Origin of the sequence: Thiobacillus sp. SCN 63-57, assembly GCF_001725555.1 — a bacterium.
Lineage (GTDB): Bacteria > Pseudomonadota > Gammaproteobacteria > Burkholderiales > Thiobacillaceae > Thiobacillus.
Genome location: NZ_MEGP01000025.1, coordinates 58,099 through 83,363, shown reverse-complemented (window position 1 = coordinate 83,363; position 25,265 = coordinate 58,099). Strand labels below are relative to the sequence as shown.

Sequence of the window (25,265 nt, the reverse complement as noted above, 5' to 3'; positions counted from 1 at the left end):
ATGAGCGATGTACTGCGGGACAAGCAATTCTGGGATATGACCGACTCGTTCATTCAGTTGGCCAATACCCACCTGAACGAGGTGAAGCCCAGCCGGGTCAGCGCATGCGCGCTATTTGCAGCCTCGAGATTCAACGCCTTCGTCATCACGGCGGCATCAGAGAGCAAGGAACAGCTGATCGCGGAAAAAGAGGCTGCGATCGCTTATTTCCTCGACCAATACGAAAAAATGCTGCGCGAGAACCTGGATGAGCATCTGGCGCGCTACGACCAGCACGGCAGTTAATTGGCAGGAAATGGATCGGGCGTTATCGTTCTAGTGCCCGGCATTTAATCGATTTATTCAAGGAGAGCAATCATGGCAGTGACTCTAGGCGGCAACCCCATCGACGTCGCAGGCAGCTTCCCCAAAGTCGGCGACACCGCGCCCGATTTCAAGCTGGTCAACAAGGATCTGGCCGACGTCTCGCTGGCCGATTTCGCCGGCAAGAAAAAAATCCTCAACATCGTGCCGAGCCTCGATACCCCGGTGTGTGCGACGTCGACCAAGAAGTTCAACGACGCAGCCGTCGGCAACACCGCCGTGCTGATCATCTCGGCCGACCTCCCGTTCGCAATGAGCCGCTTCTGCGGCGCCGAAAGCACCAACAACGTGACCACGCTGTCGACTATGCGCGGTGCCGAGTTCATGAAGAACTACGGCGTCGCCATCACCAGCGGCCCGCTGGCCGGCATCACGGCGCGCGCAGTCGTGGTGCTGGACGAGCACAACAAGGTACTCCATGCCGAACTCGTTCCCGAGATCAAGCAGGAGCCGAACTACGACGCTGCACTGGCTGCATTGAAATAAATTCGTGAGGCGTGAGGGGAAAGGGGTGAGGAACGGTTGCGAGACAACATCGCGCCTGCCCAGCCCCACCCCTCGCCCCTCACCCTTCACGCCTTACGTCTAACCACCATGCTGATATTCGACCATTCCCGTCCCGGCCGCACCGCCGCCGCCCAGTTGCCCGCCGCTGGCGGCAGCCTCGACGACCTGCCCGCCGAATTGCGCCGCAAGGATGCGCCTGCGCTGCCTGAAGTCTCTGAACTTGACGTCGTGCGTCACTACACGCGCCTGTCGCAGAAGAATTTCTCCATCGATACGCAGTTCTACCCGCTCGGTTCGTGCACCATGAAGTACAACCCGCGCGCGTGCAATTCGCTGGCGATGCTGCCGCAGTTCCTCGCGCGTCATCCGGCGAGCCCGGACGAGACCGGCCAGGGCTTCCTCGCCAGCATGTACGAGCTGCAGGAAATGCTGAAGGACGTGACCGGCATGGCCGGCGTGTCGATGGCGCCGATGGCGGGTGCGCATGGTGAATTCGCCGGGGTGGCGATGATTCGCGCCTACCACGACGCGCGCGGCGACACGGCCCGCAGGGAAATCATCGTGCCGGACGCGGCGCACGGAACCAACCCGGCAACGGCGACCATGTGCGGCTACACGGTCAAGGAAATCCCCACCGACGCGACCGGCAGCGTCGACCTGGTCGCGCTCAAGGCCGCAGTCGGCCCCCAGACCGCGGGCCTGATGCTGACCAACCCGTCGACGCTCGGCGTGTTCGAGAAGACGATCGCCGACATCCAGAAGATCGTCCACGACGCCGGCGGCCTGCTCTACTACGACGGCGCCAACCTCAACGCCATTCTCGGCAAGGTGCGCCCCGGCGACATGGGCTTCGACGTTATCCACATGAACCTGCACAAGACCTTCTCCACCCCACACGGCGGCGGCGGCCCCGGTGCAGGCCCGGTCGGCGTGGCGCAGCGCCTGCTGCCCTTCATGCCGATCCCGCTGGTGCTGAACGAGAACGGTTTCTACCGGCTGGCGACCGAGGCCGACCTGCCGCAGTCGATCGGCCGCATGTCGGCCAACATGGGCAACGCCGGCGTGCTGATGCGCGCCTACGTGTATGCGCGCCTGCTGGGCCGCGAGGGCATGCACCGCGTTGCCGAGTACGCCACGCTCAACGCCAACTACCTGATGGCGAAGCTGCGCGAGGCCGGCTTTGATCTCGCCTATCCCGAACGCCGCGCCAGCCACGAGTTCATCGTCACGCTGAAAAAGCTGAAGGACGCCACCGGGGTGTCCGCGATGGACTTCGCCAAGCGCCTGCTCGACTATGGCTACCACGCCCCGACGACCTATTTCCCGCTGCTGGTGCCGGAATGCCTCCTGATCGAGCCGACCGAGACCGAGAGCCGCGAAACGCTCGACGGCTTCATCGAGGCGATGAAAGCGATCAAACGGGAGGCCGAGACCACCCCGGATCTGGTGAAGGGTGCGCCCTACAGCCTGCCGGTGCGGCGGCTAGACGACGTCAAGGCCGCCCGCGAGCTCGATCTGGCCTACAAACCTGCCGCCTCCGCCCACGCATGACCGACCCCGTCAGCCCCTACAAGGGCAAGACCGGCCTGCGGCGCGTGCTGAACGCGGCGGGCTATTCGTGGGCCGGGCTCACCGCCGCGTTCAGGCATGAGGATGCCTTCCGGCAGGAAGTGTTTCTGGCGCTGCTGATGATCCCGCTTGCGCTTTATCTGGGCCAGACGGGGATAAGCCGCGCGCTGATGATCGGCGCGGTGCTGCTGGTGCTGATCGTCGAATTGCTGAATTCGGCGCTCGAGGCCGCGGTGGACCGGATTTCCCTTGAGCACCACCAGCTCATCAAGCGCGCCAAGGACATGGGGAGTGCCGCCGTGATGATCGCGCTGGCCAACGTGGTCGTCGTGTGGGCGCTTGTACTATTGGGTTGAGTGAATTACAAAAACCATGCCAATATGGCGCTGCACCCTAAAGTTGTGGCGTTCTTAGCCGGAATAGAGGTGTGCGCCCCTTATCATTTTCCGACGGTGTGAACCTCAAAACTGTTTGCTTTCTTCTGAGTCTGTGCCAGGCCGGCTCCGCCGCAGCCTTGGGCATGGGCGACATCAATGTACATTCGCAACTGGGCCGGTCCCTGAATGCGACCGTCACCCTGCTCGGCGCGACCGCCGACACGACAGCGGACTGCTTCAGCCTCGGCAGCAGCGCAAACAGCGTCGCACCGCCGCTCCGCGCAAAACTGAGTATCGAACGGGCCGGGGATCAGACGCGCCTGCTCATCCGTACGTCCTACCCGGTAAATGATCCGATCGTACAGTTCGTGCTGGTTTCGGACTGCGAGGTACGCTTGCAACGCGAGTATGTCGTGTTGCTCGACCCACCCGTGGCGACGGAAGCCCCCCTCAACGAGAATGTCCCCGTTGCAAGCGCGCAAACCGGACCGGCGCCCGCCGCTGCCCCATCCCGTCCCGTTTCACCTCGACGCGCCCATCGACCGTCCCATCGCGCGGCCACGTCCATCGCGCGACCGCCGAACGCGGCCGCGCGGACCCAGACCCCGCCCCGCGTGCATGCCGCGCCGAAAGAAAGCGTCCCGCGCCTGGTGCTGTCCGGAAAGCACGAGCTATCCAGCCAGAACGATACGCCAGTGGCGCTGCGTCTCGACACGCGCCTGCCCGACCTGACGCAGCCGCGCCTCGATGGCCTGACCGCCACCGAACTGTCCGATGAAAACACGGCATTGGGCCGCAAACTTGCGCACCTGGAGGCCCAACTCGCCGCGTTGCAGCGCCGCAATGCCGAGCTCGAAGCCGCCCGGCATGCCACCCCCACGACGGCACCCGCGCCTGCCACGTCCTCGCAACCCGCCCAGTGGCCGCTGTATCTGCTGGCGATGGCGATCGTGGCCAGCTTGATTGCGCTGGCCGCCTGGCTGCTGCGCCGCACCCGCTCCGCCCGGCCCACGCTGGGCGACACGCCCTGGACGCAAACGGGAATGCCGGAGAAAACGCTATCTGAATTGAGCGCCGACATGCCGGCTGAACCGCCGTCCGTTTCCCCGCGCATGCCGGAAATCGCCCCGCCTCAGCAAACCAGCGGCACCGAAGTCAAGGAAGATGTTCTTGACCAGGCCGAAGTGTTCATGGCCTTCGGGCATGGCGACCTGGCCATCCATCTGCTGCAGGAGCATCTGCGCGCCACGCCGACCGAGTCGCCGGTACCCTGGCTGCTGCTGCTCGACCTGCTGCACCGCGAAGGCGATACCGCCGGCTATGCAGCCGCCAGCGCCGAATGCCGCCGCTATTTCAACGTCAACCTCACCGACCATCCGATTTCCCAGGACAACGAAGCCGGCCAGGGGCTGGAGGCGTATCCGCACCTGCTGGAACAGTTGGTGAAAGTCTGGAATACCCCGGATATCGAGGCCTTCTTCCACGATTTGATTTACGACAACCGGGGCGGCACGCGCATCGGCTTCGAACCGGGCGCCTACCGCGACATCCTGCTGCTGCGCTCGATCGCGCAGGACGCTTTGCCGCTCGCGGCCTGAGCACCCGCTTCACCAAACCATCACTTCGGCGTCATCTGTTTGTCGCACGGCAGGGGCATGCTGCGCCCCATGGATGCCGCCGAATTCACCTGCCAGACGCTTCCGTCCATGCGCCCGCAACTGCGCATTGCGGTGGTGACCGAAACCTACCCGCCCGAAGTCAATGGCGTGGCGATGACGCTCGGCCGCCTGGTCAACGGCCTGCAGGTACGCAATCACCAGGTGCAGTTGATCCGTCCGCGCCAGCATTCCGACGACCAACCGCAGCCCACCGCCACCCTCAGCGAACATTTGCAACGTGGCATCGCGCTGCCGCGTTACGAAGGCCTGAAGATGGGTCTGCCGGCGAAAGCCGCGCTGACCCGGCTGTGGACCCGGCAGCGTCCGGACGTGGTACAGATCGCCACCGAAGGTCCGCTCGGCTGGTCGGCGCTGGCGGCCGCCAACAAACTGCGCCTGCCGGTGGCGAGCGACTTCCACACCAATTTCCACAGCTACAGCAGCCACTACGGCTTCGGCCTGCTGCGCCGCGCCATCGTCGCCTATCTGCGCAAATTCCATAACAAGGCCGCCGTCACGCTGGTGCCGACCGAAGGCATCCGCCGCGAACTGCTGGCGCATGGCTACGAGAACATCGAGATCATCGGGCGCGGGGTGGACACGCAACTGTTCCACCCTGGCCGCCGCGATGCGGCCTTGCGCGCGCAGTGGGGCGTGGGCGAGAACGAGACTGCGGTGCTGTACGTGGGTCGCCTGGCAGCCGAGAAGAATCTGTCCCTGGTGTTCAGCGCCTTCGATGCCATGAATCAGGCGCACCCGGCCACCCGCCTGGTGCTGGTGGGCGACGGCCCGGAACGCGCCGGCTGGCAGGCCAAACGGCCCGATGCGATATTCTGCGGCACCCAGGTCGGCGAGACGCTAGCGGCACATTACGCCTCGGGCGACGTGTTCCTGTTCCCCAGCCTGACCGAGACCTGGGGCAACGTGACGATCGAGGCGATGGCCTCCGGCCTCGCGGTGGTGGCCTACGATTGCGCAGCCGCCGAAGAAATCATCCGGCACGACGAAAACGGCCTCAAGGTCGCGCCCGAGGATCAAGCGGCGTTCATCGCCCAGGCGGCATCGCTGGCTCCTGATGTCGCACGGCAACGCCGATTGGGCACCGCTGCAGCCGCGCGTGCCGCCCAATTGTCGTGGGACGCCATCATCGACAGTTTCGAGCGGGTGCTGCTGCGTCTCGCCCACCCCGAACCCGCGACCGAACCCCAGCTGGATTGGCCTGCCGCGGCCCCGACAGTCCGTTCATGAGGATTCCGCCATGCAAAATCGTCTGAGTCTGGTTGCCCACCACGGCCTCGATCGACTGGCCGCACGCGAACATGCCTGGCTGGAGCGCCTCAACGGCGTGCGCCTGCCCGACTGGGAGGTCGGCCTGCTACGACTCGCCAGCCGGCTCGGCGACGGGGTGTTCTGGTATGCGCTGATGCTGGCGCTGATCGCCTGGAACGGATGGGACGCCCTGCCGGCCGTGCTCCACATGATCACGGCCGGACTCGTCGGCACGCTCGTCTACAAATGGCTGAAAGGCGCTACCGAACGTCCGCGCCCCTATCAGGCCTGCCCGTCGATCTGTTGCCTGACCGCACCGCTCGACCGCTTCAGTTTTCCCTCCGGCCACACCCTGCATGCTGTGGTCTTCAGCGCGGTCGCCACGGCCTATTACCCGGCACTGGGATGGCTGGTATGGCCCTTCACCGCGCTGGTCGCGCTGTCACGGCTGGTACTGGGACTGCACTACGTGAGCGATGTCCTGGTGGGTGCGCTGCTTGGCGGCACGATCGCCGCCCTCTCGCTGGCGCTGTAGGGCGCCTGTCTTAAAAACCTCAGGCTGCGTTGCGGAAACGCGGCTGAACCTCAGCTTCGAACAGATCCCCAGGCAGCGGCAACCGGCATGCCACCAGTTCCGGCGCGTGCGCGGCGATGCGTTCGCGTGCCACCGCCACCGGCGGACAATCCGGCAACCAGGCGGGCGCCTCGCCGGCCAGCACCCGGTTCATCTGCGGCAACCGGGCCGTCACTTCCTGGATGTAGTAATCGAAACGCGTGGCAAGCTTGCGATCCAGCACGCACCCTACGCCATGCAGCGCATGGGGCAGGCGGCTCTGCCGCAACAGGCGTTCGGCACTCGATAGCTGGCGGATTGCCCGTCGGCTAGCGGCGGACGAGCAATCGAAGTTGCACGCCACATAGTCCACCAGCCAGTCGTCGATCTGCAACAGCGGGGCTGACGAACTGAACAGATGGCGCGAGATATGATGGTCCATCGCCCATTCCGCGGCGGCATGCGTGAGCATCGGCACGTTCCACCACAGATGCTCGTGAGCGGGAACGAAATGATTGTGCGCAATGATGTCGACCCACAGATGGCTCATTGCACCGACTGCACAGGCCCGCGATTCGTCGTCGTGCGCCGCATCCAATAGCGCGTGGGCGGTCTCCCAGCGGTGGCTGGCGTCGAATGCGCGAGTCCCCGCAGTCGTGCCCACCAGCGCCAGATCGGGCAGGCAGGCGCCGGCCCTCAGGCGCTGCGGAAACCGTCGCACCGCGCGGCGCAGCGCAGGATCGAGCAGGGGTACGCCCCATACCAGCAATTGCGCAAAGTACACATGGGTCATCAGCCCCCATGCCAGCGCATCGCTGGCAAACAGCAGCGCAGGCACCGACCAGAGCAAGGCGGTACGGCGGGTGTGGGCATGGGCGGCAACGTTCATGCGCGCAGCATGGCCGCGCTGCGTGAACCTGCGCTGTCAGGCGCATGAATCTTCCGTGAATCCCGGCCAACCGGCTGCGTATAATCCGGGCTGTCGTTTTCAGCCCACACCCACCCATCATGCGCACCCTCATCTGCGGTTCCCTCGCCTTCGATTCCATCATGGTGTTCCAGGATCACTTCAAGCACCACATCCTGCCCGACAAGATCCACATGCTGAACGTGTCGTTCCTGGTGCCGGAGATGCGCCGCGAGTACGGCGGCTGCGCGGGCAATATCGCCTACAACCTCAAACTGCTGGGCGGCGAGCCGCTGATCATGGCGACCGTGGGCGACGACTTCGCCGCCTATGCCGAGCGTCTCGACGCCTTGGCGATTCCGCGCGACTACATCCACCATGTCGCCGGCACCTACACCGCGCAGGCTTTCATCACCACCGACCTCGACGACAACCAGATCACCGCCTTCCACCCCGGCGCGATGAACTACTCGCACGAGAACGACGTGCGCCAGGTGCTGGATCTCAAGCTGGGCATCGTCGCCCCGGACGGCCGCGACGGCATGCTGCGCCACGTGCGCGGCTTTCACGAGGCGGGGGTGCCATGCGTGTTCGACCCGGGCCAGGGTATGCCGCTGTTTTCCGGCGAGGAACTGCTGGAGTGCGTCCACAAATCCAGCTACGTCATCCTCAATGATTACGAAGCCGAGCTGCTGCAGAGCCGCACCGGGGAAAATCTGGCCACGCTTGCACGCCACGTCGAGGCGCTGATCGTGACACGCGGCGGCGAAGGTTCTGTGATCCACACGGCCGGCGGGCAGATCGACATCCCGGCCGTGCGGCCGGCGGCCATCCTCGACCCCACTGGCTGCGGCGACGCCTACCGCAGCGGTATTCTGTATGGCATCACGCACGGGCTGGATTGGGAAACCGCGGGCCAGCTGGCAAGCGTGATGGGGGCGATCAAAATCGAGCACCGCGGCGGTCAGAACCACGCGCCGAGCCGACAGGAAATCGCCGGACGGCTCAAGATCACGTTTGGCAAAACGCTCTGAACCACGCCGAGAATCGACGGTCACACCGCCTATAGTGAAACATGTGCAACTACAGGACCCGCACCATGAAGAAGACCCCAACCATCGTTGCCGTCACCCTGATGACAGCCAGCTTGGCACTACTTGGCGGCTGCGCCAGCGGCGTCGGCGGCAAGGACTACAGCCGCGACCAGACCCGGGCCGTCCAGGAGGTGCAGATGGGCGTGGTGGAGTCGGTGCGTGAGGTGAATATCGAAGGGACCAAGACGCCGATCGGTGCAGGCGCGGGCGCCGTCGTCGGCGGTGTGGCCGGCAGCACGGTAGGCAGCGGCAAGGGCAGCGTGGTCGGTGCGGCGATTGGCGCGGTACTGGGCGGATTGGGCGGTGCAGCCGCGGAAGAGGCAACCACGCGCCAGAAAGGCGTGGAAATCACGGTCAAGCTCGATTCAGGGCGGATGCTCGCCATCACCCAGGCGGCGGACGAGGAATTCCGGGTAGGCGATCGCGTACGGGTATTGTCGGGTGGGGGAACGACACGCGTATCGCACTGAAGCCGGGCCCGATCTCCCGGGATCCCCTGATTCGTAGTTCATCGTTCCGAAACCTGAACGTCACGCCGGGTTAACACCCGATCTCTAAGCTGGGCGCATTCCATCAATGGGAGTGCCCCATGCTCGACGTTCTCAGCGCCCAACCATCCCTTTCCGCCAGCCGCTACCACATCTCGCTGGCGGTGGACGACAACGAAATCCGCGAAGCGCAGCGCCTGCGTCACAAGGTGTTTGCCGAGGAGATGGGCGCGCGTCTGTCCTCCGTTCTGCCGGGGCACGATATCGATCTGTATGACCCTTTCTGCGACCATCTGCTGGTACGCGACTTGGCCAGCGGCGAAATCGTCGGCACCTATCGCATCCTGCCGCCCGACGCCGCCAAACGCGTCGGCAGCTATTATTCCGAACAGGAATTCGACCTGACCCGCTTGCACTTCCTGCGCCCGCGCATGGCCGAACTGGGACGCTCGTGCGTGCATCCGGCGCACCGCAGCGGTGCCGTCATCGCCCGCCTGTGGATCGGGCTGGCTGACTATATGACGCGCTATGGCTACGAATACATCGTCGGCTGCGCCAGCATCGGCATGGCGGACGGCGGCCATGTCGCGGCCAGCGTGTACCGCCAGATCATCCAACGTCATCTCGCGCCGATCGAATGGCGCGCCACGCCACGCTACCGCCTGCCCGTCGAGTCGCTCGACGAAGGCCAGACCGCAACGCTGCCGCCGCTGATCAAGGGCTACACCCGGCTCGGCGCGATGGTATGCGGCGAACCGGCGTGGGATCCCGATTTCAATACGGCCGATCTCTTGATGCTGCTGCCGATGGCGCAACTCAACCGCAACTATGCCCGCCGTCTCATCGGATGAGTCTTACAATGAACGGGTGATCCTTGCCTATTTCCCCACCCCTCTGCGCCGCGTCCTCCGCATCGGCCTGCTGGCCCTGCACCTGGCCTGGGGCGTCGTCCTGGCAGGACTGATTTTCCCCCTGCTCAGCCCCGCCCAGCGGGATCGCCGCATCATGGCCTGGGCCCGGCGCCTGCTCCGGGTACTCGGCGTACGGCTGAAGGCGGACACTGCGCCCCGCCTGCCCGGCGGCGCGCTGCTGGTATGCAATCACGTGTCGTGGCTGGACATCTATCTGATCTACGCGGCCCAGCGGGTGCACTTCGTCTCCAAGGCCGAAGTGCGCAACTGGCCGGTGGCCGGCTGGCTGGCACACAAGACCGGCACGCTGTTCATCGAACGCGGCCGTCGTGCCGACACGGCGCGCATCAACACCGAGATGCGGGCGCTGATGCAGTCGGGCGCCTGGGTCGCCGTGTTCCCCGAAGGCACCACCGGCGACGGGAAGGGGCTGCGGCGCTTCATGCCGTCGCTGCTGCAGCCGGCGGTCGAGCTGAATTGTCCGATCGTACCGGCGGCCTTGCGCTACCGCACGCTGGACGGCGAATACAGCGCTGCACCCGCCTACATCGACGACCTCAGCATGTGGCAAAGCCTGAAGCAGATCGTCAGCGAGCCCGGCCTCGTCGCCGAACTGCATTTCGGCGACCCCATCCTGCCCAACGGCCACCGGCGCGATCTGGCGGCACAGGCTGAAGCCGCCACCGCCAGGCTGTTGGGCCTCAGGATTTCGGAAACCGAGCCTGCGGGCACTGCACCTCGTACACCTGCCGATCCTCCAGCCTGACGGCGGTCAATCTGCCGCCCCACAGGCAACCGGTATCCAGCGCGATCAGGTCGTCGCGGTTGATCAACCCGAGCGTCGACCAGTGTCCGATGACGAGGGTCGCCTCGGCGCTCCTGCGCCCCGGCACCTCGAACCACGGCAGCCAGCCGGCCGGCTGTGTACCCGGCGCGCCCTTGTGGTGGAATTCCATCTCGCCCTCCGCCGAACAGTAGCGCAGCCGGGTGAATGCGTTGACGATCACCCGCAGGCGCTCGACGCCATGCAGCGCCGCATCCCACGCCACCGGCGCATTGCCGTACATCTGCGCGAAGAATTCCCGGTAATGCGGGCTTTGTAGCGCAGCTTCCGCCTCCGCGGCATGCTGCATCGTGTCGTCCACCGTCCAGCCCGGCAGCACGCCCGCGTGCACCATGAGGAACTCGCCATCGCGCCAGGCCAGTTTCTGCTGTCGCAGCCAGACCAGCAGCTCGTCGCGGTCCGGCGCATTCAGTATCTCGTCGAGCGTATCGCCCTTGTGTACCCGTCCGAAACCTTCGGCCAGCGCCAGCAAGTGCAAATCGTGGTTGCCGAGCACACTGATGGCGGCATTCCCCAGTTCCCTGACGGTCCGCAACACCGCCAGCGATTCCGGCCCACGGTTGACCAGATCACCCACAAGCCACAGCCGGTCGGCGCCCGGGTCGAACCGGATCGCATCCAATAAACGCAGCAGGGACGTGTGACATCCCTGAAGATCGCCAATGGCATAGGTAGGCATATAAAATACGGCTTCTTTGTGTGCTGTGTTGACCTGCATCATAGCGCGCCCGCCCGAACCTCTTGTGACGTCTGCGCCATGAAACCCCTGATCCGCCTGTTTTTTCGTACCCTGCGCCTCATCCTCGCCCCCTTCATGCTCGTGGGCTATTGGCTGACACGCCCGAAAGGCGTCGTGCGTCCTGCCGCCGCGCAGCAGGACGTCGACGCACGCACACGCAGTCTGGCGCTGTACCACTACCCCACCTGCCCGTTCTGCCTCAAGACCCGGCGCACGATACAGCGGCTTTCGCTCAACATCGAACTGCGCGACGCGCAGCATGACGAAACGCACCGGGCAGCCCTGATCGCGGGTGGTGGCAAGCCGCAGGTGCCGTGCCTGCTGATCACTGACGCGCAAGGCAAGCAGACCTGGCTGTACGAATCGGATGCCATCAACGCCTGGCTGACCCGCGAATTCGGCGCGGCATGAGCCTGCTCGCAGCGCTCAATCCGCCGCAGCGCGAGGCGGCGAAATACCTCGACGGCCCCTTGCTCGTGCTGGCGGGCGCCGGTTCGGGCAAGACGCGCGTCATCACCCACAAGATCGCCTATTTAATTGGGGAGTGCGGCTACAAGCCGGGTTCGATCGCCGCGATCACCTTCACCAACAAGGCCGCACGCGAAATGCAGGAGCGCGCCGCCAAGCTCACGCAGGGCGTCAACACGAAAGGCCTGATCGTCACTACTTTCCATTCGATGGGCCTCAGGATGCTGCGCGAGGACGCCAAATTCGCCGAACTGAAGCCGGCATTTTCAATTCTTGATTCGGCCGATGCCGCCGGCATCGTGTCGGAAATCCTCAAGACCACGGACAAGCAGGAAATCCGCCGCGCCGTGTCGCGCATCTCGCTGTGGAAGAACGAGCTGAAGTCGCCCGCCGCCGCGCTCGCCACGGCCGAGGACGACAACGCGCGCGCCTACGCCAAGATCTACGACCGCTATGACGCCACCCTGCGCGCCTACCAGGCGGTCGACTTCGACGACCTCATCCGCCTGCCGGCCGAGCTACTGGATACACACGCCGGGCTGCGCGAGAAGTGGCAGAACCGCCTGCGCCACATCCTGGTCGACGAATACCAGGACACCAACGTCGCACAGTACCGCCTGCTGCAGAAGCTCACCGGGGTGCGCGCCGCCTTCACCGCGGTCGGCGACGACGACCAGGCGATCTACGGCTGGCGCGGCGCCTCGGCCGACAACCTGCGCCAGCTGAACGAAGACTACCCGCACCTGCATGTGGTCAAGCTGGAGCAGAACTACCGTTCGAGCGTGCGCATCCTGAAGGCCGCCAACAGCCTCATCGCCAACAACCCCAAGCTGTTCGAGAAACGCCTGTGGAGCGACCTCGGCCTCGGCGACGCGATCCAGGTGATGCCGACCAAGGACGACGAGCACGAAGCCGAATCGGTGGTCATGCGGCTCCTGTCGCACAAGTTCCAGCACCGCACCGAGTGGCGCGACTACCGCAACGAGAAGGTGCCGTACCAGCTGTCCGGCGGGCAGTCGTTCTTCGACCGCGCCGAGATCAAGGACGTGATTTCCTACCTGCGGCTGATCGCCAACAGCGACGACGATCCCGCCTTCATCCGCGCGGTCACCACGCCCAAGCGCGGCATCGGCGCGGCGACGCTGGAAAAGCTCGGCCAGGTCGCCGCCACCCTGCACGTCAGCCTGTTCGAGGCGGTGTTTTCCGCCGCTGCCGCATCACAGATCGGCGAGCGTCAGCTGGCGCCGCTAATCGAGTTCTGCAACTTCATCAACCGCATGGAGGAACGCGTGCCGCGCGAGCCGGCGGGCGAACTGCTGAACGACCTCTTGAAGACCATCGACTACGAGGTGTATCTCTTCGACCAGGACGACCAGCGCGCGGCGCAGAACAAGTGGAACAACGTGCTCGAATTTGCCGCCTGGATCGCCAAGAAGGGCGAGGAAGACGAGAAGGACCTGCTGCAGCTGACGCAGACCATCGCGCTGATCACGCTGCTCGAAGGCCGCGACGAGGAGGAGCCCGACGCGGTGCGCCTCTCGACCCTGCACGCCGCCAAGGGGCTGGAATTCGGCCACGTGTTCCTGGTCGGCGTCGAGGAGAACATCCTGCCGCACCGTGACGCGGTGGACGAAGGCCGGCTGGAGGAAGAGCGCCGCCTGATGTATGTCGGCGTCACCCGCGCGAAGAAGTCGCTCACGCTGTCCTATTGCTCGCGCCGCAAGCGCGCCCGCGAAACGGTCGCCTGCGACCCCTCGCGCTTCATCGACGAGCTTGGCGACGACGTGCGCCAGCCGGAGAAGCCCTCCAGCGCGGACGCCAAGGCCAGCGGCAGTGATCGGCTGGCGGCGTTGAAGGCGATGCTGGGGTAGATTCAGTCGCCTCACACAGGTTTAACCGCGGTCGTTCCTCCAATTCACTACTTAGCGGGGTAGCCGTCATCGGATGACTACGGATGTACTGCCGTCAATCACGCTCGTGCCTCTCGTCCCCGCTTTCAAGAGGCCGAGGGACAGGTAGATTCCAGCCATGCCGGATCGCCATCAGCCGAAGCCCGAAACAGACAACAGCTCCAGCAATCGCGGTCGGGACTATCGGCAAAGCCAGTGCATGTCCGATGACAATGAGCACCGCGCCAGCAAGTGCCGCGAGAGCGTAGAGGTCTCTCCGAAGCACGGCGGGTGTCTGGACGACGAGCAGATCGCGCACGATGCCTCCGCCGATGCCGGTCAACATGCCCAGCAGTGCTGCCATCAGCGGGTTCAGTCCGTACGCAAGCGCCTTCTGTGTGCCGGCGACGGCAAAAAGCGCAAGTCCAGCCGCATCGAAGATCAATATCGGGGTGCGCAGGCGAACGAACAGTGATGACCAGAAAAAAGCCAGCAACCCGGCGGCAAGAGCAACCGCAAGATAACGCCAGTCACGGATCGCGGCGGGCGGGACGGCGCCGATCAACAGATCGCGTGTGATCCCCCCCGCGCTCGAGGCCGCGAAGGACAGGACCAGAATTCCGAAGATATCGAGATTGCGGCGTACGCCCAACATCGCGCCACTGATTGCGAAGACAAAGGTACCCGCCAGGTCGAAAACCAGCAGAAGTTCGTGAATCGCCTTCTGTTCGAGAACGGGGATCAGCGGCATTGAAAACGTCCTGCGAAGGCGTTGAAACGTTTGATTAGTTCTTCATTTAGCCAGCCAGGCCAACGCGCCCGCGACCATGGCTTCGATGCCTGTCTGCAGGGTTGGATGGATGACGGGGGCGAAAAAGGGACTGTGATTGACCGGCAGGTCGTTGATCCGCCCCGTTGCCTTGGCTTTTGCATAGATGTCGGGATCGGTCCCACCGACAAACCAGTATACCGATGGCGTGTTCCATTCACTCCCGAAGCAACCGAAGTCCTCGCTCGCCGGCGCGGGCCCGGTGTGCCGGACGCGGTCGGGTGGGAAATGGCGGCGTAGGGCCTCCGCAATGCGGTCGCTTGCCTGCTTGTCGTTGACGTTGAGGGGGTAGCGATCCAACGAGGTGATCTCCGGCGCTCGCGGCGCGCCGGAAGCCTGCGCTTCAGCATTGACGATCCGTTCGACCGCTGCAAGCACATGCTTGCGCACCCCTTCATCGAACGTCCGGATGTTCAGCTTGATGATGGCCTCGTCCGGGATCACATTCTCCTTGGTACCTGCCTGCAACACCCCGACGGTGACCACTGCGGCGTCGGTAGCGGCCACTTCGCGGGAAACGATGGTTTGCAGTCGCAGGACAATCGCCGCGGCCATGACGATCGGATCGATGCTGGCCTGCGGCATCGAGCCATGCGCACCGCGTCCGAACAGGCGAATTTGCAGACTATCGGCGGCGGAGGTGATCGGCCCGGCGCTGCCCGCGATCGTGCCTGCGGGGCCGACCATGACATGCTGGCCGAGCACGACATCAGGCTTGGGAAAGCGTGTGAACAGGCCATCGTCAATCATGGCCCGTGCACCTTGCGCCGTCTCTTCACCTGGCTGGAAGACCACCATCAGCGTACCGCGCCAGGTCTCGCGCCGTTGCGAGAATAGCGAAGCCGCACCCATCAGCCATGCCACGTGCATGTCGTGGCCGCAGGCATGCGCCACCGGCACGGAATTTCCCGCGGCATCCGTGGCCATGACGGTGCTCGCATAATCGACGCCGCTCGCTTCCCGGACAGGGAGCGCATCCATGTCGGCACGCAGCATGACCGTGGGGCCTTCCCCGTTTCGCAGCAGGCCAACGACTCCCGTCTTGCCCACGCCAACAGTCACCTCGTAACCATTGTCCCGGAGATGTTTCGCCGCAAGACCCGCCGTGCGGTTCTCCTGCATCGACAATTCCGGATGCGCATGGACATCCTTGTAAAGTGCTTCGAGTTTAGGCAGCAGGCTGGGAAGATTCCCAAGGAGCGTGCTTGAAGGATCAGATAACGCCGTATTCATAAGTCACCTCCGGCACATTATTGTTTGGTATAGCATCCGTTCGCCGTGATAAGGGACTGTTAAACCGTCTTCTGAGTTCCATTCGTCTCAAGGCAACCCAGCGGAGGCTGTTTGAGGTCGCCATAGCTGACCTAGGGGGTGCAGGGCGCCTCCGGCGATTTCGGCCGATGAACAGTCGGCCCAGCGATCAGATGTACGGCCGCTCCCCGCCAAAAGGCGCCACCAAGATCATCAGCGCGGCGCTCGTGGGCGCAAAAAAATGGGACGCCGCAGCGTCCCATTTGATTTCAGCATCTGATTCCGGCCCGAAGCCAGTGATCAGTTGACCTTGGGATCGAGTTCGCCCTTGTCGTAGCGCTTCTGCATTTCTTCCAGGTTGAAGACCTTCTTGATCTTGCTGGCCTGGCCGGCGGCGCCGAAGGCTTCGTAGCGCGCCTTGCAGATCTCGCTCATGCCCTTGGTGGCTTCCTTGAGGAACTTGCGCGGGTCGAAGTTGGACTTGTTTTCCGCCAGGTGCTTGCGGATCGCGCCGGTGGAGGCCATGCGCAGGTCGGTGTCGATGTTGACCTTGCGCACGCCGTTCTTGATGCCTTCGACGATTTCGCTGACCGGCACGCCGTAGGTCTGGCCCATGTCGCCGCCGTAGCTGTTGATGATGGCAAGCCAGTCTTCCGGCACCGAGGAGGAGCCGTGCATCACCAGGTGGACGTTCGGAATGCGGGCATGGATTTCCTTGACGCGGTCGATGCGCAGGACCTTGCCGGTGGGCTTCTGGGTGAACTTGTAGGCACCGTGCGAGGTACCGATGGCGATGGCCAGGGCGTCGACCTTGGTCTTGGACACGAAGTCGGCGGCCTCGTCGGGATCGGTCAGCAGGGCGGAATGGTCCAGCACACCTTCGGCGCCGTGGCCGTCTTCCTCGCCAGCCTTGCCGGTCTCGAGCGAGCCCAGGCAGCCCAGTTCGCCTTCAACCGACACGCCGCAGGCATGGGCCAGTTCGGACACCTTGGCGGTGGTGGCGACGTTATATTCGTAGGTGGACGGGGTCTTGCCGTCGGTACCGAGCGAGCCGTCCATCATTACCGAGCTGAAGCCGGACTGGATGGAGCGGAAGCAGATGGCGGGCGACGCGCCGTGGTCCTGGTGCATGCAGATGGGAATCTGCGGATACATTTCGATCGCGGCCAGGATCAGGTGGCGCAGGAAGGGCTCGCCGGCATAGGAACGGGCGCCGGCGGAACCTTGCAGGATCACCGGCGAATCCACGGCGGCGGCGGCCTGCATGATGGCATGGACCTGTTCCATGTTGTTGACGTTGAACGCAGGCAGGCCATAGCCGTTTTCGGCGGCATGGTCGAGCAATTGACGAAGGGAAATCAGGGCCATTTACAGTCTCCTAGGTTAAAAATGTGCAGCAAGCTGTTTTCAAAATCAGGATTTTTTCGATCCGCCCACGCGGACGATTTTCATGGTGTTGGTGCCGCCCGACTGGCCGATGGGTTCACCGATGGTCAGCAGGATCAGGTCGCCGTCACGTACCGCACCACGCCGCCGCAACTCTTCCTCGGCTTCGGCCAGCAAGGCATCGCGCTCCTTGCTGGCGGTTTTCAGGTTGATCGGATAGACGCCGCGGAAAAGAGTGACTTTTCTACGGGTTTCGACCTGCGGTGTCAAGGCATAGATCGGCACCCGGGTGGACAGACGGCTCATCCATAGACAGGTGTTGCCCGACTCGGTCAGGGCGGCGATCGCCTTGATGTTGAGGTGGACCGACGTGAACACCGCCGACATCGCGATCGCCTCGTCGGCGCGCAGGAAGCTTTTGCTCAGGCGGTCGTTGGAAAAGCCGGGCTCGGCTTCCTTTTCGGCTTCCAGGCAGACGCGATCCATCGCCTGGATCGCCTCGACCGGGAACTGGCCCGCCGCCGTTTCCGCCGACAACATCACCGCGTCGGTGCCGTCGAGCACCGCGTTGGCGACGTCGGACACTTCGGCACGGGTCGGGATGGGGCTCGAGATCATCGACTCCATCATCTGGGTCGCGGTGATGACGACCTTGTTGCGCTCGATCGCCATGCGGATCATGCGCTTCTGCAGCGCCGGCACGGCCGCGTCACCGACTTCCACGCCGAGATCGCCGCGCGCGACCATGATGGCGTCGGACGCCTCGAGGATGTCTTCCAGATGCTCGATCGCTTCGGTGCGCTCGATCTTGGCGACGAGCTGGCTCTTGCCGCCAGCCGCGCGAAGCAGTTCGCGCGCCTGGCGCATGTCGGCACCGGAACGCGGGAACGACACCGCCAGGTAATCCGCCTTCAGGGCGGCGGCAGTCTTGATGTCCTCGATGTCCTTCTCGGTCAGCGCCGAGGCCGACAGGCCGCCGCCTTTGCGGTTGATGCCCTTGTTGTTCGACAGCACGCCGCCCTGCACCACCTTGCAGATGATCTCCGCGCCCTGGACGTCCTCGACCCAGAACTCGATGCGGCCGTCGTCCAGCAGCAGGGTCACGCCCCGCTTCACGTCATTCGGCAATTCCTTGTAGTCGAGGCCGACGCGGGTCTGGTCGCCCAGCGCGCAGGCGGCATCGAGGATGAAGGTATCGCCCTTGGCCAGCGTGATCTTGCTGTCCTTGAACTTGCCGATGCGGATTTTCGGGCCTTGCAGGTCGACCAGCACGCCGACCGCGCGGCCGCGCGTGCGCGCCAGCGAGCGCACCAGTTCGGCGCGGTCGATATGGTCTTGCGCCGCACCGTGTGAAAAGTTGAGACGCACCACGTCCAGGCCGGCCTCCATCATGCGATCCAGCGTTTTGGGATCGGAGCAGGCGGGGCCGAGGGTGGCGACGATTTTGGTTCTGCGAATCATATTGGGGTGAGCGGTGAGCAGTGAGTAGCAAACGATATAAAAACAAAAACGGTGAGCGGGAACCGCTCACCGTTTGCCGTTTGTACCTTAGCCTTGCGCGCGTTCCTCCAGGATCGCCACAGCAGGCAGGACCTTGCCTTCCAGGTATTCGAGGAAGGCGCCGCCGGCGGTGGAAATGTAGCTCACCTTGTCGTAGATGTCGTACTTCTGGATCGCGGCGATCGTGTCGCCGCCGCCGGCCAGGGTAAAGGCATTGGTGTTGGCGATCGCCATGGCGATGGTCTTGGTGCCTTCGCCGAACTGGTCGAACTCGAACACGCCGACCGGGCCGTTCCACACCACGGTACCGGCCTTCATGATGATGTCGGCGAGCTGCTGCGCGCTCTTCGGGCCGATATCGAAAATCATGTCGTCGTCGGCGACGTCGCCGGCGTCCTTCAGCACGGCGGGTTCGTTGGCGTCGAATTTCTTGCCGCACACCACGTCGACGGCGATGGGGATGGTCGCGCCACGGGCGGTCATCTTCTCGATCAGCGCCTGTGCGGTGGGCACCAGGTCGTCCTCGCACAGCGACTTGCCGACGTTGTGGCCGGTGGCCTTGAGGAAGGTGTTGGCGATGCCGCCGCCGACCACCAGCTGTTCGCATTTCTCGGCCAGCGCTTCCAGCACGGTCAGCTTGGTCGAGACCTTGGAGCCACCGACGATGGCGACCATCGGGCGAGCCGGGTTGGCCAGCGCCTTGTCGAGCGCCTCGAGTTCTTCGGTCAGCAGGATGCCAGCTGCAGCGGTCGGCGCGAACTTGGCGATGCCGTGGGTCGAGGCTTCGGCGCGGTGCGCGGTGCCGAAGGCGTCCATCACGAACACGTCGCACAGCGCGGCGTATTTCTTCGCGGTCTCGTCGACGTTCTTCTTCTCGCCCTTGTTGACGCGGCAGTTTTCCAGCACCACCAGCTCGCCGTCGGCGACGTCGAAGCCGCCGTCAGTCCATTCGCGGATCAGGCGCACGTTCTTGCCGAGCTTCTGCGCGATCACGTCGACCACCGGCTTCAGCGAATCCTCTTCCTTGAACTCGCCTTCGGTCGGGCGGCCGAGGTGGGAAGTGACCATCACTTTTGCACCGGCCTTGAGGCAGTGCTCGATGGTGCGCATCGACGCGGTGATGCGGGCGTCGGAGGTAACCTTGCCGTCCTTGACCGGAACGTTCATGTCGGCGCGGATGAAGACGCGCTTGCCTGCCAGATCGAGATCGGTGACGCGGATGAATGCCATGGTTTGTTTCTCCTGAAAATTAAGCGGTAAGGGTTGGGCAGCGTACCACCCAGGCCTTACAGCTCAGTCGGGTGAGCAGTGAGCGGCAAGCCGAGAGCGGAACAAAGCCGCTCGCTGCTCACCGCTCACCGTTTACCGAATTACTTCGCGACGTGCTGCACGAAGCGCAGCATGTTGCAGGTGTAGCCGTACTCGTTGTCGTACCAGGACACGACCTTGACGAAGGTGTCGTCCAGGGCGATACCGGCTTCGGCGTCGAAGATCGAGGAGAAGCCATTGCCGCGGAAGTCGGTCGAAACGACCTTCTCATCGGTGTAGCCCAACGTCTTGCTGATGTCGCCGGACTGCGAGGCCTTCTTCATCGCAGCGCAGATGTCGGCGTACTTGGCGGGCTTTTCCAGCTCGACGGTCAGGTCAACGACCGACACGTCGGAGGTGGGAACGCGGAACGCCATACCGGTCAGCTTGCCCTTCAGTTCCGGCAGCACCACGCCGACGGCCTTGGCGGCGCCGGTCGACGACGGGATGATGTTTTCCAGGATGCCGCGGCCGCCGCGCCAGTCCTTGGACGACGGACCGTCGACGGTTTTCTGGGTGGCGGTGGCGGCGTGCACGGTGCTCATCAGGCCACGCTTGATGCCCCAGTTGTCGTTCAGCACCTTGGCGATGGGTGCCAGGCAGTTGGTGGTGCACGAAGCGGCGGAGACGATGGCCTCGCCGGCATACTTCTCGTGGTTCACGCCGTACACGAACATCGGGGTGTCGTCCTTCGACGGGGCCGATTGAACGACTTTCTTGGCGCCCGCGTCGATATGCTTCTGGCAGGTTTCTTTGGTCAGGAAGAAGCCGGTGCACTCGATCACGATGTCGGCGCCCACTTCATTCCATTTCAGGTTGCTCGGCTCGCGCTCGGCGGTCAGGCGGATCTTCTTGCCGTTGACGATGAGGTTGTTGCCTTCAACGGCGATGTCGCCCTTGAAGTTGCCGTGCACGGAATCGTACTTCAGCATATAGGCCAGGTACTCGGGATCGAGCAGGTCGTTGATCGCGACCACTTCGATGTCCTTGAAATCCTTGGCGATTGCGCGGAAAGCCATACGGCCGATGCGGCCAAAACCGTTGATACCAACTTTGATTGCCATGTGTCAGTCTCCAGTGAGTTGAAAATCTTGTTGTGGTGAGGCGCGGGGCGCGAGGCGTGAGGCGGGTCAACGCCCCCTCACCCCTCGCGCCTCACACCTCACGGTTTACAGAACGCCCTTGACCGCGGCCGCGACGGCCTCGGCCGTGATACCGAACTCCTTGAACAGCGCCGGAGCCGGAGCGGATTCGCCGAAGCGGTCGATGCCGATCACGGCGCCTTCCAGGCCGACGTACTTGCGCCAGAAGTCGGTGACACCGGCTTCCACGGCGACGCGCGGCAGCCCCTTGGGCAGCACGCTGGCCTTGTATGCCGCATCCTGCTTGTCGAAGGTGTTGGTCGACGGCATGGAGACCACACGCACCGCGATGCCTTCGGCGGCCAGCGCTTCCTGGGCCTTGACGGCCAGCTCGACTTCGGAACCGGTGGCGATGATGACCGCCTTGGCGCCCGCGGCATCCTTCAGCACGTAGCCGCCCTTGGCGATGTTGGCCAGGGTCGCGTCGTCGCGCTTCATGAACGGCAGGTTCTGGCGGCTGAGAATGTGGCAGGTCGGGCCGTCGGTACGCTCGACCGACGCGGCCCAGCCAACCATGGTCTCGACGGTGTCGCACGGACGCCAGACGTCGATGTTGGGGATCATGCGCAGGGTGGCGGTCTGCTCCACCGGCTGGTGGGTCGGGCCGTCCTCGCCGAGGCCGATGGAGTCGTGGGTGAACACGTGGATCACGCGCTGCTTCATCAGCGCGGCCATGCGGATGGCGTTGCGCGAGTATTCGGAGAACATCAGGAAGGTGCCGCCGAAGGGCAAGAGGCCGCCGTGCAGCGCCATGCCGTTCATGATCGCGGCCATGCCGAATTCACGCACGCCGTAGCTGATGTAGTTGCCGGGGTTGCCGTGGCGCACTGGGTGGCAGCCTTCCCAGTTGGTCAGGTTGGAGCCGGTGAGGTCGGCCGAGCCGCCGAGGAACTCGGGCAGCGCGGGGGCCAGCGCGTTGATCGCGATCTGGCTGGCCTTGCGGGTGGCGACGGTCTCGCCCTTGGCGTTGATCGCAGCCAGCTTCTCGGCGACATGCGCCTTCCAGTTGGCGGGCAGGTCGCCCTTCATGCGGCGCTCGAATTCGGCCGCTTCGGCGGGAAAGGCCTTCTTGTATTCGGCGAACTTGTTGTTCCACAGCGTTTCGAGGCCCTGGCCCTTGGTCTTGGCATCCCAGCCGGCATAGATGTCGGCGGGAATCTCGAACGCGGGATGGTTCCAGCCCATGTTCTTGCGGGTGGCTTCGACTTCGTCGTGGCCCAGCGCGGCGCCGTGCACGTCGTGGGTGCCGGCCTTGTTGGGCGAGCCCTTGCCGATGACGGTCTTGCAGCAGATCAGGGTGGGCTTGTCGGTGCTGGCCTTGGCCTTCTGGATCGCGGCCTCAAGGGCGACGACGTCATGGCCGTCGACGTTCGGCACCACATTCCAGCCGTAGGCTTCGAAGCGCTTGGCCGTGTCGTCGGTATACCAGTTTTCGATGTGACCGTCGATCGAGATGCCGTTGTCGTCCCAGAAGGCGATCAGCTTGTTCAGCTTCCAGGTGCCGGCCAGCGCGCAGGCTTCGTGCGAGATGCCTTCCATCATGCAGCCGTCGCCCATGAACACGTAGGTGTGGTGGTCGACGATGGTGTGATCGGGCTTGTTGAATTCGGCGGCGAGGATCTTTTCTGCCATCGCCATGCCGACGGCGTTGGTGATGCCCTGGCCGAGCGGGCCGGTGGTGGTTTCAATACCGGGCGCGTAGCCGTACTCGGGATGGCCCGGGGTCTTGGAATGCAGCTGGCGGAACTGCTTGAGGTCGTCCATCGACAGGTCGTAGCCGGTCAGATGCAACAAGGCATAGATCAGCATCGAGCCGTGGCCGTTCGACAGCACGAAGCGGTCGCGGTCTGCCCACTTGGGGTTGGTGGGATTGTGGCGCATGTGGTGGTTCCACAGCGTTTCAGCGATTTCCGCCATGCCCATGGGGGCGCCGGGGTGGCCGGATTTGGCTTTTTCGACGGCATCCATCGCAAGCGCGCGGATGGCATTGGCCAGGTCATTACGGGTTGGCATTGCGTTCCCTTCTGCTAAGTAAAAAACGGTCGCATCCCCACCCGGGAAAGCCGCGCACAGACAGCTTGGGCAGAATATGCAAAAACCTTGATTATCCGTCAGCAGGGCAGGCTTCCGCAAGCCAGGCCCAAACCGAACAAAACAGGTGACGCGACAAGGACTTAAGCCGACAAGCTCAAGCCATGGCTCATAAATGAGACCCTAAAATCTTTTTATTTACCCGATGCGCCGGCTTATGCGCCTGCCGCCTTCAGCCAGTCGCGCCACAGTTCGAACAGTTCGGGGCTGGCCGAGGCGACGACGGAACGCTCCCACACATTGGCGATATCGAAACTGCCCGACAGGCTGGCCAGCCGCCCGCCAGCCTCCTCCAGAATCAGGGCGCCGGCAGCGTAATCCCATAATTTCTGCCCGCCATGGACATAGATGTCGAAACGGCCAGCAGCCGTGTAGCACCAATCCAGGGTGGACGCGCCGAAATTGCGCTGCGAGGCATAAGGTGGCCACGAGGCCAGGCGACCGGCCAGTTCGCGGTCGATGCGCTTCATCTCGACGCCAGCGAGCGCGCGTCGCAACTCGGTGGCCGGCGCCCGCAGGGGCAACGGCGTCCCGTTGAGATGAGCACCGTGCCCGCGTTCGGCGCTGAACATCTCGTCGGCCACCGGGTCATACACCACGCCCAATTGGCGCTCGCCCTTGTAGAGATACGCCACCGACACCGCGAAATAGGGCACACCGGCGACGAAGTTGGACGTGCCGTCGATCGGGTCGACGCACCACAATCCGTCGCGGCCGGCTTCCCAGGCATCGTGCTGCTGTCGCTCGGTCATTTCCTCGCCCAGCACCGGCACATCGCGGATCCGGGGCAGCGCGTCTTCCAGGGCGGCCTGGGTCGCCGCATCGGCCTCGGTAAAAAGGCTGCCGTCGAGCTTGTGGCTATGCGCCACCTTGAGGAAGCGCGGCGTCACTTCACGCCGCGCCACCTCGCGGACCAGTGTCTTGACCTGTTCAAGCATGGTCAGACCCGCACGCAATAACAGTAGACAAATTCCTGCTCCTTACCCGCCGGCGTGTGATGGATTTCGGTTTCGTGCCCAAGCAGGCGAAATGGTGCACCGAATTCGGCATGCAGCGAGTCGGGGGCATACCGCACCACGTCCAGCCCCGAACACTGCAGCGGCCCGCCGGGGCCGAATGCGGCCACGATGACATGCCCACCCGGTTTGACACTGGCCAGCACCTGCGTCACATAGCGTGCACGATCCGCCGGATCGGTCAGGAAATGAAACACGGCCCGGTCATGCCAGACGTCGTAACGCGCCGCTGGCAATTCGGCGCGGGTGATATCCGCGACGATCCACTGTACCGACTGCGCGCGCGCGCCGAGCCGCGCGCGGCTGGTTGCCAGCGCCGATTCGGCGAGGTCGAGCACGGTCAGGTTGCGGTAGCCGGCATCGAGCAGGCCGTCCACCAGGACCGACGCGCCGCCGCCGACGTCGATGATGTGTGCGTCCTTGTCTGCGTTGTTCTCGATCAAACGCAGCGACGACGCGGCGTGCGGCTGGAACCAGCCGACCTGGTCGGCCGCCTTGCCGCGATACACGTTTTCCCAGTGCTGCCGACGGTCGGCCACGTCACACATCCTTCCACTTGATCGAGCAGCCCATGCTGGGAATCTGCTCTGCAGGGCCATGCTGGGTCACCGCGATGGCCTTCATCGCCTCGAACAGATCGCGCCGCACGCCCTCGGGCGCGGTCTCTTTACGCGATTCGTCGAAGCGGCCGCGATACTGCAGTTCGAAATTGCGGTTGAAGCCGAAAAAATCGGGGGTGCACACGGCCCCATAGGCTTTTGCCACGTCCTGGGTCTCGTCAATCACATAAGGGAACGGAAAACCGAATTCTGCGGCCACTTTTTTCATGTTGTCGAACGAGTCCTCGGCATACTCGGTCGGATCGTTCGACATGATGGCGATGGCATGGATGCCGTGCGCCTTGAGCTCAGCCAGATCATGCACCAGACGTGGGCGGATCGCCTTCACATACGGGCAATGGTTGCAGATGAACATCACCAGCAAGCCGTTCGGGCCCATCGCCTCGCTCAGCGTCCACATCCTGCCGTCGACGCCAGGCAAACTGAAACCGGGGGCCTTCCAGCCAAAGTCGCATACCGGGGTGGTGAGGGAAACCATGACGTGCT

The 25,265-nt window shown here is 64.0% G+C and carries 25 protein-coding genes; 13 read left to right on the top strand and 12 right to left on the bottom strand.

The features are described 5' to 3' along the window. The 7 genes from ABT23_RS11365 (at position 1) to ABT23_RS11335 (ending at position 6,278) form a co-directional block, all read left to right on the top strand. Complete coding sequence (locus tag ABT23_RS11365) at positions 1-285, top strand: DUF3144 domain-containing protein (protein ID WP_018509094.1); 285 nt, start codon at positions 1-3, stop codon at positions 283-285. Between the two features lie 72 nt (positions 286-357). After that, positions 358-849, top strand: a complete 492-nt coding sequence (tpx, locus tag ABT23_RS11360; RefSeq protein ID WP_296635216.1) for a thiol peroxidase — start codon at positions 358-360, stop codon at positions 847-849. A 48-nt stretch (positions 850-897) separates the two neighbouring features. Next, positions 898-2,421, top strand: coding sequence for an aminomethyl-transferring glycine dehydrogenase subunit GcvPB (gcvPB, locus tag ABT23_RS11355; protein WP_296635266.1), 1,524 nt, complete (start codon positions 898-900; stop codon positions 2,419-2,421). Further along, a complete protein-coding gene (locus tag ABT23_RS11350) occupies positions 2,418-2,795 on the top strand; it encodes a diacylglycerol kinase (RefSeq protein WP_296635213.1) in 378 nt (125 codons plus the stop codon). Before gcvPB ends, ABT23_RS11350 begins: the two co-directional genes overlap by 4 nt. Before the next feature lie 164 nt (positions 2,796-2,959). Then, positions 2,960-4,414 carry a hypothetical protein gene (locus ABT23_RS11345; protein ID WP_296635210.1) on the top strand — a complete coding sequence of 485 codons (1,455 nt, stop codon included), beginning with the start codon at positions 2,960-2,962 and terminating at the stop codon, positions 4,412-4,414. Between the two features lie 57 nt (positions 4,415-4,471). Further along, positions 4,472-5,722: a glycosyltransferase family 1 protein gene (locus tag ABT23_RS11340; protein ID WP_296635208.1), complete on the top strand. Its 1,251-nt coding sequence runs from the start codon at positions 4,472-4,474 to the stop codon at positions 5,720-5,722. 10 nt (positions 5,723-5,732) lie between these two features. Beyond that, complete coding sequence (locus ABT23_RS11335) at positions 5,733-6,278, top strand: phosphatase PAP2 family protein (RefSeq protein ID WP_296635205.1); 546 nt, start codon at positions 5,733-5,735, stop codon at positions 6,276-6,278. 19 nt (positions 6,279-6,297) lie between these two features. Here ABT23_RS11335 and ABT23_RS11330 read toward each other — a convergent pair whose 3' ends face one another. Further along, a complete protein-coding gene (locus tag ABT23_RS11330) occupies positions 6,298-7,185 on the bottom strand; it encodes a zinc dependent phospholipase C family protein (RefSeq protein ID WP_296635203.1) in 888 nt (295 codons plus the stop codon). 119 nt (positions 7,186-7,304) lie between these two features. Here ABT23_RS11330 and ABT23_RS11325 point away from each other — a divergent pair, with 119 nt between their 5' ends. The 4 genes from ABT23_RS11325 (at position 7,305) to ABT23_RS11310 (ending at position 10,462) form a co-directional block, all read left to right on the top strand. Beyond that, positions 7,305-8,237 (top strand): carbohydrate kinase family protein, encoded by a 933-nt coding sequence (locus ABT23_RS11325; protein WP_296635201.1) that lies wholly within the window; start codon positions 7,305-7,307, stop codon positions 8,235-8,237. A gap of 65 nt (positions 8,238-8,302) precedes the next feature. Next, entirely contained in the window at positions 8,303-8,767 is a 465-nt protein-coding gene (locus ABT23_RS11320; protein ID WP_296635200.1) for a glycine zipper 2TM domain-containing protein, read from the top strand. 119 nt (positions 8,768-8,886) lie between these two features. Then, positions 8,887-9,636 (top strand): GNAT family N-acyltransferase, encoded by a 750-nt coding sequence (locus tag ABT23_RS11315; RefSeq protein ID WP_296635196.1) that lies wholly within the window; start codon positions 8,887-8,889, stop codon positions 9,634-9,636. Between the two features lie 16 nt (positions 9,637-9,652). Further along, on the top strand, positions 9,653-10,462 hold the full coding sequence (locus ABT23_RS11310; protein ID WP_296635192.1) for a lysophospholipid acyltransferase family protein: 810 nt from the start codon (positions 9,653-9,655) through the stop codon (positions 10,460-10,462). On the opposite strand, the gene ABT23_RS11305 is transcribed toward ABT23_RS11310, so the two are convergent. Further along, the gene (locus ABT23_RS11305; RefSeq protein WP_296635189.1) at positions 10,398-11,219 is read right to left on the bottom strand and encodes a symmetrical bis(5'-nucleosyl)-tetraphosphatase; all 822 of its coding nucleotides are present in this window, start codon (positions 11,217-11,219) and stop codon (positions 10,398-10,400) included. The two genes, ABT23_RS11310 and ABT23_RS11305, sit on opposite strands and share 65 nt — an antisense overlap. Before the next feature lie 78 nt (positions 11,220-11,297). Between ABT23_RS11305 and ABT23_RS11300 the strand changes: the two genes are divergently transcribed. After that, positions 11,298-11,690, top strand: coding sequence for a glutaredoxin (locus ABT23_RS11300; protein ID WP_296635186.1), 393 nt, complete (start codon positions 11,298-11,300; stop codon positions 11,688-11,690). Next, positions 11,687-13,618, top strand: coding sequence for a UvrD-helicase domain-containing protein (locus tag ABT23_RS11295; protein WP_296635183.1), 1,932 nt, complete (start codon positions 11,687-11,689; stop codon positions 13,616-13,618). Before ABT23_RS11300 ends, ABT23_RS11295 begins: the two co-directional genes overlap by 4 nt. 94 nt (positions 13,619-13,712) lie before the next feature. Here ABT23_RS11295 and ABT23_RS11290 read toward each other — a convergent pair whose 3' ends face one another. The 10 genes from ABT23_RS11290 to ABT23_RS11245 form a co-directional block, all read right to left on the bottom strand. Further along, positions 13,713-14,387 carry a trimeric intracellular cation channel family protein gene (locus ABT23_RS11290; protein ID WP_296635180.1) on the bottom strand — a complete coding sequence of 225 codons (675 nt, stop codon included), beginning with the start codon at positions 14,385-14,387 and terminating at the stop codon, positions 13,713-13,715. Between the two features lie 42 nt (positions 14,388-14,429). Continuing rightward, on the bottom strand, positions 14,430-15,698 hold the full coding sequence (locus tag ABT23_RS11285; protein ID WP_296635178.1) for a M20 family metallopeptidase: 1,269 nt from the start codon (positions 15,696-15,698) through the stop codon (positions 14,430-14,432). A 318-nt stretch (positions 15,699-16,016) separates the two neighbouring features. Continuing rightward, the gene (gene fba, locus ABT23_RS11280; RefSeq protein ID WP_296635175.1) at positions 16,017-17,084 is read right to left on the bottom strand and encodes a class II fructose-bisphosphate aldolase; all 1,068 of its coding nucleotides are present in this window, start codon (positions 17,082-17,084) and stop codon (positions 16,017-16,019) included. 45 nt (positions 17,085-17,129) lie between these two features. After that, positions 17,130-18,563 carry a pyruvate kinase gene (gene pyk, locus ABT23_RS11275; RefSeq protein ID WP_296635174.1) on the bottom strand — a complete coding sequence of 478 codons (1,434 nt, stop codon included), beginning with the start codon at positions 18,561-18,563 and terminating at the stop codon, positions 17,130-17,132. An 87-nt stretch (positions 18,564-18,650) separates the two neighbouring features. Next, positions 18,651-19,832: a phosphoglycerate kinase gene (locus ABT23_RS11270; protein ID WP_296635170.1), complete on the bottom strand. Its 1,182-nt coding sequence runs from the start codon at positions 19,830-19,832 to the stop codon at positions 18,651-18,653. 140 nt (positions 19,833-19,972) lie between these two features. Then, positions 19,973-20,974 carry a type I glyceraldehyde-3-phosphate dehydrogenase gene (gene gap, locus ABT23_RS11265; RefSeq protein ID WP_296635167.1) on the bottom strand — a complete coding sequence of 334 codons (1,002 nt, stop codon included), beginning with the start codon at positions 20,972-20,974 and terminating at the stop codon, positions 19,973-19,975. A gap of 105 nt (positions 20,975-21,079) precedes the next feature. Further along, positions 21,080-23,065 carry a transketolase gene (tkt, locus tag ABT23_RS11260; protein WP_296635162.1) on the bottom strand — a complete coding sequence of 662 codons (1,986 nt, stop codon included), beginning with the start codon at positions 23,063-23,065 and terminating at the stop codon, positions 21,080-21,082. Between the two features lie 233 nt (positions 23,066-23,298). Beyond that, complete coding sequence (locus ABT23_RS11255) at positions 23,299-24,081, bottom strand: inositol monophosphatase family protein (protein WP_296635155.1); 783 nt, start codon at positions 24,079-24,081, stop codon at positions 23,299-23,301. 2 nt (positions 24,082-24,083) lie between these two features. Next, entirely contained in the window at positions 24,084-24,698 is a 615-nt protein-coding gene (locus ABT23_RS11250; protein ID WP_296635153.1) for a class I SAM-dependent methyltransferase, read from the bottom strand. A 1-nt stretch (position 24,699) separates the two neighbouring features. After that, a complete protein-coding gene (locus tag ABT23_RS11245; RefSeq protein WP_296635149.1) occupies positions 24,700-25,257 on the bottom strand; it encodes a thioredoxin family protein in 558 nt (185 codons plus the stop codon). Positions 25,258-25,265 lie beyond the last annotated feature (8 nt).

Excerpts from the sequence above, each read along its gene's own strand:
- ABT23_RS11365 (WP_018509094.1), top strand. The coding sequence starts at position 1 with ATGAGCGATGTACTGCGGGACAAGCAATTCTGGGATATGACCGACTCG.
- tpx (WP_296635216.1), top strand. The coding sequence starts at position 358 with ATGGCAGTGACTCTAGGCGGCAACCCCATCGACGTCGCAGGCAGCTTC.
- ABT23_RS11350 (WP_296635213.1), top strand. The coding sequence starts at position 2,418 with ATGACCGACCCCGTCAGCCCCTACAAGGGCAAGACCGGCCTGCGGCGC.
- ABT23_RS11345 (WP_296635210.1), top strand. The coding sequence starts at position 2,960 with ATGGGCGACATCAATGTACATTCGCAACTGGGCCGGTCCCTGAATGCG.
- ABT23_RS11340 (WP_296635208.1), top strand. The coding sequence starts at position 4,472 with ATGCTGCGCCCCATGGATGCCGCCGAATTCACCTGCCAGACGCTTCCG.
- ABT23_RS11335 (WP_296635205.1), top strand. The coding sequence starts at position 5,733 with ATGCAAAATCGTCTGAGTCTGGTTGCCCACCACGGCCTCGATCGACTG.
- ABT23_RS11330 (WP_296635203.1), bottom strand. The coding sequence starts at position 7,185 with ATGAACGTTGCCGCCCATGCCCACACCCGCCGTACCGCCTTGCTCTGG.
- ABT23_RS11325 (WP_296635201.1), top strand. The coding sequence starts at position 7,305 with ATGCGCACCCTCATCTGCGGTTCCCTCGCCTTCGATTCCATCATGGTG.
- ABT23_RS11320 (WP_296635200.1), top strand. The coding sequence starts at position 8,303 with ATGAAGAAGACCCCAACCATCGTTGCCGTCACCCTGATGACAGCCAGC.
- ABT23_RS11315 (WP_296635196.1), top strand. The coding sequence starts at position 8,887 with ATGCTCGACGTTCTCAGCGCCCAACCATCCCTTTCCGCCAGCCGCTAC.
- ABT23_RS11305 (WP_296635189.1), bottom strand. The coding sequence starts at position 11,219 with ATGCCTACCTATGCCATTGGCGATCTTCAGGGATGTCACACGTCCCTG.
- ABT23_RS11300 (WP_296635186.1), top strand. The coding sequence starts at position 11,298 with ATGAAACCCCTGATCCGCCTGTTTTTTCGTACCCTGCGCCTCATCCTC.
- ABT23_RS11295 (WP_296635183.1), top strand. The coding sequence starts at position 11,687 with ATGAGCCTGCTCGCAGCGCTCAATCCGCCGCAGCGCGAGGCGGCGAAA.
- ABT23_RS11290 (WP_296635180.1), bottom strand. The coding sequence starts at position 14,387 with ATGCCGCTGATCCCCGTTCTCGAACAGAAGGCGATTCACGAACTTCTG.
- ABT23_RS11285 (WP_296635178.1), bottom strand. The coding sequence starts at position 15,698 with ATGAATACGGCGTTATCTGATCCTTCAAGCACGCTCCTTGGGAATCTT.
- fba (WP_296635175.1), bottom strand. The coding sequence starts at position 17,084 with ATGGCCCTGATTTCCCTTCGTCAATTGCTCGACCATGCCGCCGAAAAC.
- pyk (WP_296635174.1), bottom strand. The coding sequence starts at position 18,563 with ATGATTCGCAGAACCAAAATCGTCGCCACCCTCGGCCCCGCCTGCTCC.
- ABT23_RS11270 (WP_296635170.1), bottom strand. The coding sequence starts at position 19,832 with ATGGCATTCATCCGCGTCACCGATCTCGATCTGGCAGGCAAGCGCGTC.
- gap (WP_296635167.1), bottom strand. The coding sequence starts at position 20,974 with ATGGCAATCAAAGTTGGTATCAACGGTTTTGGCCGCATCGGCCGTATG.
- tkt (WP_296635162.1), bottom strand. The coding sequence starts at position 23,065 with ATGCCAACCCGTAATGACCTGGCCAATGCCATCCGCGCGCTTGCGATG.
- ABT23_RS11255 (WP_296635155.1), bottom strand. The coding sequence starts at position 24,081 with ATGCTTGAACAGGTCAAGACACTGGTCCGCGAGGTGGCGCGGCGTGAA.
- ABT23_RS11245 (WP_296635149.1), bottom strand. The coding sequence starts at position 25,257 with ATGGTTTCCCTCACCACCCCGGTATGCGACTTTGGCTGGAAGGCCCCC.